Annotated in this window: 7 protein-coding genes; 5 read left to right on the forward strand and 2 right to left on the reverse strand. The window is 40.4% G+C overall.

Annotated elements, in window-relative coordinates; genetic code table 11:
- Positions 1-532 precede the first annotated feature (532 nt).
- The 3 genes from VRK_RS06090 to VRK_RS06100 all read left to right on the forward strand — a co-directional run bounded on the left by VRK_RS06090 (position 533) and on the right by VRK_RS06100 (position 5,255).
- Entirely contained in the window at positions 533-1,762 is a 1,230-nt protein-coding gene (locus VRK_RS06090; protein ID WP_059120549.1) for an MFS transporter, read from the forward strand.
- 230 nt (positions 1,763-1,992) lie between these two features.
- Complete coding sequence (locus VRK_RS06095; protein WP_157371861.1) at positions 1,993-3,660, forward strand: sensor histidine kinase; 1,668 nt, start codon at positions 1,993-1,995, stop codon at positions 3,658-3,660.
- Positions 3,661-3,812: 152 nt separating this feature from the next.
- Positions 3,813-5,255, forward strand: a complete 1,443-nt coding sequence (locus VRK_RS06100) for a DASS family sodium-coupled anion symporter (RefSeq protein ID WP_059120551.1) — start codon at positions 3,813-3,815, stop codon at positions 5,253-5,255.
- Positions 5,256-5,380: 125 nt separating this feature from the next.
- Here the strand turns inward: VRK_RS06100 and VRK_RS06105 are convergent, their stop codons facing one another.
- Positions 5,381-6,067, reverse strand: a complete 687-nt coding sequence (locus VRK_RS06105) for a response regulator (RefSeq protein WP_059120552.1) — start codon at positions 6,065-6,067, stop codon at positions 5,381-5,383.
- Positions 6,068-6,414: 347 nt separating this feature from the next.
- The gene (locus VRK_RS06110) at positions 6,415-7,473 is read right to left on the reverse strand and encodes a 4-oxalomesaconate tautomerase (RefSeq protein WP_059120553.1); all 1,059 of its coding nucleotides are present in this window, start codon (positions 7,471-7,473) and stop codon (positions 6,415-6,417) included.
- A 998-nt stretch (positions 7,474-8,471) separates the two neighbouring features.
- Between VRK_RS06110 and VRK_RS06120 the strand changes: the two genes are divergently transcribed.
- Positions 8,472-10,010 carry an alpha-N-arabinofuranosidase gene (locus VRK_RS06120; protein WP_059120555.1) on the forward strand — a complete coding sequence of 513 codons (1,539 nt, stop codon included), beginning with the start codon at positions 8,472-8,474 and terminating at the stop codon, positions 10,008-10,010.
- A gap of 603 nt (positions 10,011-10,613) precedes the next feature.
- Positions 10,614-12,722: an anti-phage ZorAB system protein ZorA gene (gene zorA, locus VRK_RS06125; protein WP_059120556.1), complete on the forward strand. Its 2,109-nt coding sequence runs from the start codon at positions 10,614-10,616 to the stop codon at positions 12,720-12,722.

Raw genomic sequence — 12,722 nt, forward strand, 5'->3', positions numbered from 1 at the left:
AAAATCATGGCACTCGGTAATGTTTTGTGAGTTTTGTGTGTTTGGCGACAGATCAGATCGCACAAACGCTACCGAGTTCCCTTCAATTTTTATCTGCCAGTGATCTACATTTAGGAACAGCTATTTAGCTCTATTTTAATAAACACCAAGTCAAATTGTAGCCATTAAAACCATATTGTTTATTTACATTTTGTTACATATTGCAACATGTCACAGATGAAATCTACCTTGGAATTTAACATTTAGGGAATGCTTTTATGGAATGAAGAGTTACGTGATGAGTTTTTTATTATTGAGTTACAAGTCTGAAGTCAGATTATTCACGGTAAGGAAAGAGTCTCTTGGCTTTATGGTAGAAGAAATTTCGGTTTCGTTACCTTTCGTTACGGGGCTCATTACAGGAAATATTAACGCCTATCATTCAATGGAAGGGGTGTTTTAGAAAAGCACGGCGAGTCGGATATATAACTAAACATGACTGTATAAGAATGTCTTAAAGACATCCAACTGAAATAATCACCATGAGAATATTATGAAAACTTCCAATACATTAGGCGAAAAACAGATAAATAAATCTTATGTTGCTATTACTTTTGCTTTGGTCCTTTCAGGTCTCTCTGAATTAGCATCAATTTATTTTATTCAGCCTCTACTTCCTTTCCTTGCGGATGAATATCATATTTCTGTCGACCATGTGAGTATTATCTTGTCGGTTGAAATGGTTTTATTAGCAATAGGTCTTCTGTTTACAGGAAGTCTCTCTGACCGATTCGGCCGGAAAAGATTAATTGTGACTTCTCTGTTTTCCGGGGCGATACTGACTTGTTTTTGCTCGTTTATTACTTCCTGGAATATCCTGGTCGCGGTAATGGGACTTTTGGGGCTGACTCTCAGCGGCATCGCAGCAGCGGCAACTGCATACATCAGTGAAGAAGTGGCTCCGACAGTCGCTGGTATAGTCACCGGGTATTTTGTGTTTGGTAACTCAATGGGCGGCATGTCAGGTCGTGTCTTTGCCAGTCAGATGATTGAACATACAACGTTACATAATATTTTTTACGGATTTTCGGTATTACTATTGTGTGTTTCTGTTTTGGTGTTGGTTATTTTACCTGAATCCAAAAACTTTAAACCGACACTTAAATTGAATATGAGTTGGATGATTAACGGTATGAGTGAACACTTCAAAAATAAAATTATTGCACCTGTTTACGGTCTGGGATTTATTATTTTTGGTTCATTTGCATCACTGTATAACTACCTGACTTTCTATGTTTCTCATAAACCGTTTAACCTGACACATGCACAGGCCGGTTTAATTTCAATATGTTTTATCTTAAGTCTGATCACTGCTCCTCAGGCTGCGCGTCTTGCAAATAAATTTGGTGCAACTAAAGTATTAACCGGATTATTCTCAGTGATGATCGTAGGTATGCTGTTGTCACTGACACACACACTGCCAACGTTACTTATCGGTGTTGTGATCTTTACTGGTTGTTTCTTTGGCTGCCATTCTGTATGTCTGCGTTGGGTGAACAAAAATGCGACTCATAACAGAGGTCAGGCAACGTCTCTGTATCTGTTCTGTTACTACCTGGGAGGCTCTATTCTTGGTTACTGTAACGGATATGTTTATACATATTTGGGATGGGCAGGTATGGCAACGTTTGTTATCGCTCTTTTATGTATCGGTATTTGTATTGCAACTTATTTAAGAGCTCAGATCCTGCGTAATGATAGGCTGGTAGCAGTCAGAAGCTAGTTTGGTCTAAGCGTATCCTCTTCTGGATAGTCAGACAGAATTGAATGTCGGTCACTCAAAACGGATGAGTGACCGACATTATTCGTTTTGGGTGTCTGATTCCCATCGCCCTTCCTTTTATATTTTTATCACCAGATTTTTACGATGAATGACACTAACAATTTAGTTCATTAAAACTATTTTTAATTTTTCACATTAAACAGATAAGTATAATAGGGTATCATCACGATTTGGAAAAGCGTTCAGCCGAGGGGGGAATGGTGGTAAAAAATATTACCTACCTTAGAAAAAGGTCTTATTACTTTAAACTGGTAGTGACCATTAATATTGTTTGCTTTGTCGGTTTAGTTCTGGTTGCCCTTAATCTCTATAACCGAAATTTCTCTGAAAATCTTCACGAATTGAAAAACTACGGGTTATCTCAGGCAAGAGTAATTGCTCATGATCCGTTATTGTCTGAACAGGTATTCAAAAAAAACATCAGACAGCTGACCGCGATTGCTCAAAAGTATCAATGGGGGGCTGAAATTGAGTACATATCTATCTCAAACACTCATGGTATCCGGTTATTTCATAGTAAAGGCTATGGAATTGGTCAGAAAATTCATTCTAATAAAATTGGTGAGATTGCGCAGGGAAGGGAAATTTCAGATGTAAGTCAGGGGTTGTATGGCCGGGTATTGGTAAAAGCCCGGGTACCGATTTTTTATCATGGTCAGTTTATCGGAATTGTTTCTACCGGTATCTCTTACCCTAAATTCATTGAAAAACAAAAAAAAGATCTGAATGAAATTGCGATTTTGTTTATTGCTGTCTGGTTCATTAATCTAGGGGTGAGTTATTTATTAATCCGAAGCTTACGTTACCGGTTAAACTTAATGACACCAGAGCAGATAGAAAAAGGCTTTGTTTATCGTCAGTATATTCTTGATTCCGTTTATGAGGGGATTGTCGCTGTCAACAAAGAAGATAATATCGTTTTGATTAATGATGCTGCAATGGCATATCTGGATATTCTTGATGAGGATATCCGAGGGAAACCCATTTCTGATTATATCTTTAATACGGACTTTTTTAGCAGTGACAGTCTTGAAGAGCTGAAAGACGAAACCATTCTTTGTAATGGCCATTCTCTGATTGCAACCCGTAAACCCATATACGATAAATTGGGTAATGAGCTCGGTTTAGTTGTGAGTTTTCGTATTAATACGATGCAAAATGAACTGGAAAACAAAATGAACCAGTTTGCGAAGGATAAAGACAATCTCAGAGCGATCATTCATGAGTTTAACAACCAGATGTCTGTGATTTATGGCTTACTTGAGATGAAACGTTATGACAGTGTATTGCAATACATTGATACGGAATTTTCGACACGCCAGAATGATGTCCGTGAAATCTCAAAAATGTTACCAGTTCCTGATCTTGCGGCAATGTTCCTGAGTAAAAAAGTCCGGGCGAAAGAGCTGAATATTACGCTTGAAATCGATCCGATGAGTCGTATTGACGGTAAGCTGTTACCAATTGATATACAGGACATAACTTGTATTATTGGCAATTTAATTAGTAATGCTTTTGAGGAGATAGTTAACAGTAACGCAGAGCAACGGGTTGTCAGTTTGTATGTCTATCAAAGTGATGAGTTTATTATTGAAGTTGCAGATAGTGGCAGAGGGGTTGCCGAAGAAGACGCGGACAAAATTTTTGAGCGTGGTGTCACTTCGAAAGATGGTGATAATCACGGTATTGGTTTGCACCTTGTTAAAACTCTGGTTGAGCAGGGCGGAGGGCGAATTGTGATTGAAGAATCAGATTTTGGCGGTGCTTTATTTATGGTGTTTATTCCGTTAAAAAATTGTTCTATATCAAAACAATCTACACATGTCGAAATTCATTAATTTACTGATTAGTTATTAAATTGAATTAAAATCATTAAACTCATATTGTTAATTTTCATTTGACTGTTCAAAGTTTACCGTCACAGATGTGGTTCTTATTGAAACTTAGTATTAGCTCAGTTAGTTATTTTAATGTTGAGAGCGAAAAAACTATGACTTCGACACTGATGAGCGAAAGTCTCGAACGAGAACCCTTGATTAACAAGAAATTGTTACCCATATTATTGGTTGTTATTGTTCCACTTCTGTTTTATACATCACCAGCCCCGGAAGGTTTATCTGTTCAGGGATGGCATTTATGTGGATTATTTGTCACGACAATCCTCGGATTAATATTTAAACCTTTTCCTGCCCCTGTTATTTTATTATCTGTTATTTCGGTTATCGGTCTTACCGGTGGGAATACGAAGCTGGTGTTAAGTGGATATTCATCTACGACAACCTGGATCGTATTTTCTGCGTTAATTATGAGTAACGCGATTCTGGTCACCGGTCTGGGAAAACGGATTGGATATATTCTGATTGATAGGTTCGGAAGAACCAGTCTGAGACTAGGATATGTTCTGGCAATGCTGGACTTAATTATAGCACCATGTACACCATCGATTACGGCAAGAGCCGGTGGTATTGTCTTCTCTGTGGCGAAAAGTATTTCAGCTTCTCTGAACTCCTATCCGGATTCAGGTGCCAGGAAAATTGGTTCTTATTTGATGATGAACTCGTTTTTAAATACCAAATCAACAGCTTATGTTTTCTTAACTGCGGCTGCACCAAACCTTCTGATTTTGCCGTTTATTAAAGACATTCTTGGCGTTGATCTGACATGGACAAGCTGGTTCCTTAGTGCCGTTGTTCCTGGCATGGTCATGCTTCTTCTTACTCCGCTGATTATCTACTTGATTTATCCACCGGAAGAGAAAAAAATCGATAATAAGCGCATTGCCAAAGAAGGTCTGAAAGAGCTTGGTGCTTTTAGTAAAAGAGAAAAAGTGCTGAGTGTTATTTTCATACTGGCTTTAGCTGGCTGGGTTATGGGCTCTGTATTCCATCTGAGTGCAGCGGTTGTTGCGATAGCAGCATTTATGCTAATAATCATCTGTGGTGTTATGTCCTGGGATGAAGTCTTACAGGCTAAAGGCGCATGGACTGTGCTTGTCTGGTTTGGTGGTATCATCGGGTTGTCTGCTTCTCTGAAAGCAGAAGGCTTCTTCTCCTGGCTTGGCTCATTGCTGAATAATCTGGCCAGTACCGATACTAACTCTACACTGGCCCTTATGCTGATTGTATTGTGTAGTGTGTTGGTTCGTTATTTCATTGTTTCCGGTTCTGCATACGTTGTATCGATGGTTCCCGTGTTCTTTACGCTGGGGCTGCTGATGGGGGTTTCTCCTGGCCTGTTAGCCATCGCACTGGCATGTTCGACTGTTTATGGGAGTGGTATTACTCACTATAGTAGTGCTGCCGGACCAATTATCTTTAGTGAAAACTATGTACCGCTGAAAAACTGGTGGACAGTCGGGGCCGTGATTACTTTCACTAACTATGCGATTAACATGACATTAGGTCTATGGTGGTGGAATATGCTCGGGCTATAGGTTTTTCGTCTGAGTCATATTTATCGGTTCAGATAAATCAAAAAAGCTGCTCGGTTGATATCTCGTTTTAGATGATAAATCCCGGGCAGCTTTTTATCTGACTGACGAAAAGAAAAATGTGTCAATCAGGTGACGGCTTTGCTGAAGAATCGTTGAGGTCGGCCCACTTTTCCGTGTTGTATGGTCGCTTTTAAATATCCGCTGCTGACCGCGTATTCAAGATACCTTCTGGCAGTTGTCCGGCTGACTGAGGCTTCGACACTGACCTGCTCAGAGGTGTATATCTGGTCTTTTGAAAATACAACCAGAATTTGCTGCAAGGTTATTTCATCGATGCCTTTGGGATGTCTTACGGCTTCTTCTAAGTTATGGTGTTTATTGTACATTTTCTTGATGAAACTTTGGTCAATCTGGCCGCTTTCATTCAGACTGATTTCTTTATGGAACTGAGAGTAGCGTCCCAGAGTTTCAGAAATCTGATCCAGAGAAAATGGTTTGATGATGTAGTCAAAAGCACCTAGGCGAATGGCGTTTGTCGCCGTTTCAATATCATTTGCTGCAGTAATAAAGATGACATCAATGTTGCTACCCTGAGAACGAAGCTTTCGGAAAAATTCAATACCGGTTCCGCCTGGTAAGTAGTTGTCCAGTATGATCAGTTTCACTGAAAAGTGGTTGAGCATCATTCTGGCATCAGCAAGTGATTTGGCTATGCCTACAACTCTGAATGGATATATTTGAGAAATATGGTCAGATAATAGGCCCGAAATTTCTTTAATATCCTCAACGATTAATAAATCAATTTTGTTCATAGAGTAATTTAGCCTTGACTAAAATTGATGAAACTACCGGGTAACTTTTTCATTATAAATGATAAAAATCACAATAAAATAGATACAAAATAAAGGAAATGAGCGAGGGCAAAATAATAGTATTTTTTAAAATTAAGATCTAGTGATGTTGAACCGCCTCTCGCTGGGTGGCTTTGTGACGAGACTTAATTCAGTCATAAAACCCATTTCGAGAAACCCGAACACCTCAGTATGCAAATAAAACAAATAAACAGAAAGCATAAAAGATGTTTGGGCATCAATTCGTCACCATCTAGGTTCGATGTTTCGCGAAGTCGGTAGCGGCCTCTTTTTGATTGAAGATATCATCAGAGCGATAGGATACCATCAAGAATTTTTTTAGCGGTTCTGACCAGCGAAACGGACGACACTTTGCCATTTTTTCGGGCGACTTTCAGATCAATGAAGCCAGATGGGTGCTCAATACAACAGTCAACGAGCTCAGCGTTTTGCTGAAGTAAGTCGTAGCTGACTGTTCCTGGATGGCACAGTGACATGGTTAATGCGATACTCCCGGTCACTGCAATCGCTTTATGGCATGTTCTCGGCACATAGTAACGCGCGTTAATGGTGCCTCTATCCGTTGCTGGTTTTGAAACCAGAATTGGTTTGGGAATGACTTTGTCAGATACGTCGCCCAGTCCCATCATTTCACCGGCCTGACGTCGTAAAGCTTCCAGTTTTTGGGTGAATTCAGTATCGGCATCCAGTTCTGCCGGTTTCTCGTGACCTGTTTTCCCAAATTGGGCTGCATCAACAATCATGACTGGAATGGCTGCGTCAATGCAGGTCATATTGTAATCAGCGACTTTGTCCTGCACATTGCCTGTCGGGAATAATTTCCCTGTTTTTGCACCTGCCACATCAAGAAAACTCAACTCGATAGGCGCACCCGGGCTGTTGACTCCGCTAATGTAAGTATCACCGTTATAGTTCACTTGACCGTTTGGTGTTTCAATTGTTGCATGGATAATTTTGTTGGTATTTAAATTGCGGATGCGAATCGTTGTTTTGTCACCATTTGCTTTGACTAAACCTTTTTCCAGTGCAAAAGGGCCGACACCGGAAAGGATATTTCCACAGTTGGGGGAAAAATCCACTTTTTTTTCTGTGATACCGACCTGTGCAAACAGATAATCGACATCGGCACTTGGGTCGGAAGATCGTCCGACAATAGCTACTTTACTGGTCAGACTGTTTCCGCCACCAATGCCTTCAATTTGCAGCTCATGGCCTGAGCCCATTACTTTTTCCAGAATTTCAGCGAGTGCTTCCCGGTCTTCAGGTAAATCTGAAGCAAGGAAGTAAGGACCGCGTGAAGTGCCGCCACGCATCATTGTAAAAGGTAGTTGAGTTAGCTGAGTCATAGGACCTCTCTTGTTATTCAGTCATAAGACTGATCTTCTGATAAACGGGAAAAAATATGTGAGAAGGTCTGAAGGGCGTTGAGTAAATTTAAAAAACAGTATGGATATAATGAACAAAATTATTGGGATAGTATGATGACTGAGTGGTTCTCTTGGTTCAGGATTGATTTGAATGGCGTGAAGCATAACAAAAGCCCAAGGGCGGTTTTTTCAGGATTGATTGAGCGGCAGCGAATCAATCTGACACATAATAGATGCGTATATACTGTTTTGATAAATGAGTCAGACTGCGTATTTGATATTATTGTCATCTATAAACGGCATGAATTTGAGCTTGGCCACCTTGGATGATTCACTTATCTTTGGAATAGAACGGACTATCAACTCAAGTTAAACTTCAACATAAAAACACTTCATCAATATTAAATTCGGTGATGCAGAATTGTTATTTGGGATTTAAATCTCCGCACCCTAATCGTTATTTTGTTTATTACCAATTAAAGGCCATCGTTATTCGAACGACACCACAGTAACGTGATTCTCACCATATTATAATAATAATGAATGATTTACTGGCATTGGATAAGTGTTGAAGCTCGACTTTGGCGCTTGTTCTCTATGGACGGATATTTACAAAAAAAACCATCATTCGTGTTGTTTTTACTGCCGTATCGGCAGCCCGGATACATGATCATTGCCCCAGAGGCGTTCCAGAAAAAATCGGTTATGCCATGAGTAAAAGCATTTGTCGTCTTTGGTCGTAGGAGGGCATCTTAGAAGAAGTGGCTGGTAATACCGAGATGAATGGCCAAGTTATTATCGACGTTAAAGGCTTGTATTATTTTATTGATCACATTGGTTTTTACTTTCGTAAGGTCATAAACCAAGTGGCGTCCGCTTAAGTTGTTCGGTTGCAATCGAGCCTATTTACGATAACGCCAATGGTGCTTTAGCACGCGTTATTCTGGGTGTTATACAACTTATAAAGGAAAATATAAATGAAACTGAAGGTACTTACTTTTTCTATACTCTCTGCTTCGTTGTTTGCGAATCATGCATTCGCGACCAACCATCAAGTGACAATTCACGCAAATTTACAAGACCGTGGCGCTGTCATCAACAAAGATATCTATGGTCAATTTGCTGAGCATTTAGGACACGGTATTTATGGCGGCTTATGGGTCGGACACGATTCTGAGATTCAGAATACCAAAGGGTTTCGTAACGATGTCGTGCAAGCTTTAAGAGACATCAAAGTGCCGCTGCTTCGCTGGCCCGGTGGTTGTTTTGCTGATCAATATCATTGGCGCGATGGTATTGGTCCTCAAGCGGATCGCCCGATTACAATCAATTCAAACTGGGGTGGGGTTGAAGAAACCAATGCGGTCGGCACCCACGAGTTTTTTGATTTGGCAGATCTGATTGGTGCCGATACATACATTAACGGCAACCTGGCTACCGGTAGCGCACAGGAAATGGCGGACTGGATTGAATACATGACGTCTGACAAGAATTCTGCGCTTGCCAATGAACGCCGTGCCAATGGCAGAAGAGAACCATGGGAAATTAAATATTTCGGTGTTGGTAACGAGGCGTGGGGTTGTGGCGGTAACATGGGGCCGGATCACTATGTTGACCTTTATAAACAATACATGTCAGTGATTAAAACGCCTCCGGGTAAAGAAATCTTGTTTGTGGGGAGTGGCGGTACCACGGAAGATACCCAATGGACAGATGTCCTGAGTTCCCGGATCCACAACGAGATGGGGGGAATCAGTTTCCACTTCTACACACTTCCCAACGACGATTGGGATAGCAAAGGTAGCGCCACAGAATTTGACAACACCATGTGGTTTAAAACGCTGGAGCGCACCTATCGCATGAAAAACTACCTGCAAAATAATGTCGATATTCTGGATCGCAATGATCCGAGTGGTCAGTTAGGGTTTTATGTTGATGAATGGGGCACATGGTATGACACGGAAGAGGGGCGTGAACCCGGATTTTTATACCAACAGAATACCTTGCGTGACGCTGTAGTTGCAGCCGTCAACCTCAACCTGTTCCACGAATACGCAAAACGGGTTCACATGACGAATATCGCGCAAATGGTCAATGTACTCCAAGCCATGATCCTGACTGACGGTGCAAAAATGGTCAAAACTCCGACTTACCATATTTTCGATATGTACAAGGTATTTCAGGACGCAACGGCTATTCCGTTTACGTTGGACACCACAGAGTATTCAATGGATGGTAAAGATCTACCGGCAGTTAGTGCGACGTTAGCGAAGGGAACTGACGGCCGTATATACATGGCGCTGGTGAATTTAGATCCGGAGAACGATGCAGATATCGATTTGAATCTAAACGGAGAAATTAACACCATCTTAGCGGGGCGTATTTTAACTGCACAAGCTATCACCGCTAAAAATACGTTCGATGACCAACATGCTTTAGAGCCACAGCCTTTCCAAGACTGGGCGGATAATTTTGTCCTTCCTGCCAAATCAGTGGTGGTGTTAACGCTTAAGTAGTTGCAGTCAGCGATTGACTCATATGTAAAGCCAGACGAGGGAACTCGTCTGGCTTTTTTGTGCAGAGAAAACCCTCTGGCTAGGCTGGGGGCAGTAAAGCTTTAAGCTGAGTCAGTTATAAAATCCCTTTCAATTTGTGAAAGATGTTTAAACCCTGATGGAATCCAAAAGTCACTATTTAAAAACAAAGAACATAGAGGGTAACTGGCGTAAACGAAGATTCTATGCTTCCCTAAAATTTGTGGGATTCCAATCACAATGCTAACAGCACCGATGGCAATTACATGCTCAACCTGTTGAGCGAACAAAAGTCAAACGAACGGCTGAGTGAATGAAGTTATGACTTATGGTGTTTTATTCACTATAATTCGTTTAATTGATTAAGGGGGTATTTCGTAAGCCACATGTTACGTACATGCTTGCTCTCTCTCACCTCATGAATTACCTGAACCGATACAAACTATGCAAGAACAAAAATGGCAATCACACTTGTTTTCTACTGAGGTAAATTACAATGGATATAAGAGTGTGCTAGGGCTTGCAGAGAATTATAAAAAGAATAGATCTGTCATTTAAAGATAATAATAAGTTTTGGTGTATGCTATGAATGAAAGTTTAAATTTTACTAGTTTTTTCCCGTTCTCCAATCTTACGTTTCCTCCGACGACATCTGAAGGGCTAAGCTCTGTTTTTATCGTTTTATTGATTTTTTTATCTGTTGTTTTTGGATTTATTTCAATACGAGCTTATCTTCGGGCGAGAGGCCGCATTAATTCATTGAAGAAACTATTAAAAAAGACCGAAAACAATAATGTATTCGATGTTCGTCAAGATTTGATTGATGAGCTATCTCCCCCTAAATATACTCAGATTCGGCACTTATGGAATGAATTCGATGAAACGTTAATCGAGGTCATAGGACAAGATGGAATAACAAGGCTTTATAACACTTATGATGCTGCCTACTTCTTTAATTCCAGTACTCTTGCTGCAGGAAGCACTGAAAGTCGAATGCTAACAGCTGTTCCTGGTTTTCTTACTGCCGTTGGGGTAATTGGTACCTTCATGGGATTACAATTGGGACTGGCTGATCTCAATATTGGTGGTAATGTTGGCATCGATGAGATGAAAAACGGAGTCGCAGGTGTTATTAGCGGTGCGAAAATTGCGTTTGTGACGTCTGTATGGGGTGTAACGTTAAGCGTTATTTTTAATTTTGTAGAAAAATTACTTGAACACAAAATTCGTCGACGTTTAAGTAATTTACAGCAAATTATCGATAATCTATTTCCTAGGTTGAGTACAGAGTCTCAACTTGAACGTATAGCTCATGACAGCCATGAATCACATAAAAGTCTTAATGGCTTAGCAGAACAAATTGGTGACCGACTTCAAGATTCTCTTATACAGGCGACACAAGGTATCCAGAACGGTTTGGAATCTAGTCTCGAAAAAATCATGGCACCAGCTATTAATAAGCTTGTCAATGAAACTTCAGACGGTAACCAAAAAGCGCTCGAAGCTACATTACAGGCATTTATGGATGGTTTTGGTCAACAAGGTGAGCAACAGCGTCTTGCTATGGATAATGCTTCTCATGGTGTTAATGCTTCTTTAGATAAGATGAGTACATCAATGGAGACATTTTTAAATCGATTACAGACGCAGCAAGACGCATCTTCTGAACGAGAAAAAGATCTCATTAGTTCAATTTCAGTTCAAGTATCAGAGCTCGTTGAACAAGGAACAGAACAAAAGCGCACTCTTGCAGAGTTTGTGGATAGACAGGTTACAACACTTGGTCAGAACTTTGATGATAGAGAAAAGGCCGCAGCACAACGTGAAGAAAAACTAGCTACATCTATAGAAACAACAATTAAAGATCTCGTTAATAATATTTCTAGTCAAAGTCAGGTTCTCAGTAATTTTGTCAATGAACAAATAGGTTCTCTGACCACCAGTTTTAATGAGAGGGATCTAAAGACGCAACAGATGGAACGTGACCGGAATGAAGTTTTTGTTCAACAAACAGATGCGATGAAGCAGGGAACAGAAACGTTGTTGTCGCGTGTTTCAGATGTCAGTGAAGCGAATATGAAAGCCGCTGAAAATATCCTTTCTCAAGGAAAGCAATTACAAGCTAGCCTTGATTCATCAGTTTCAGCTTCAGCACGAGCTACGGAAAGTATGCAACAATCAGCTAAAGAGCTAAGAAGTGCTTCTGATAACATGCAGGTGTTTGGATCTCATATTAGAGAAGCTGGTAATAATCTTTCAGGTGCTGTTCAGCAGGCTGTTGATAGCACAAAAGATCTGGCACAACAAAACCAGCTTTCTAGCGACAGAATCGAACAGCTTCGAAGCAAATTACTTGAGGACTCTGCTATGTTTGATGCAATAGCCCAAACCCTCGAAAGAACAATACAAAATGCAGAGTCCACATTTAATTCGCTAAAACAATCCCAGAAAGAGTTTTTACAAGAGCAAAAAATCAGCCTAACTGATTTAAGTGAAAGTGTCCGTAACCATGTTGCTGAATTAACTAGTCAGATGACTACTTTATTAGAAGATTATGCAACGCAAGCCAATGCACAAACGTTAAATCACCTTAATATTTGGGCAAATTCTACCAGTCAGTATTCGACTCAAATGAACAGTACTGTCAATGCACTTGCCAGTGTTGTCGACGAAATTCAAGGTAAGATGAGTTAA

Origin of the sequence: Vibrio sp. MEBiC08052 (genome assembly GCF_001506075.1) — a bacterium.
In the GTDB taxonomy this organism is placed as follows: Bacteria; Pseudomonadota; Gammaproteobacteria; order Enterobacterales; family Vibrionaceae; genus Vibrio.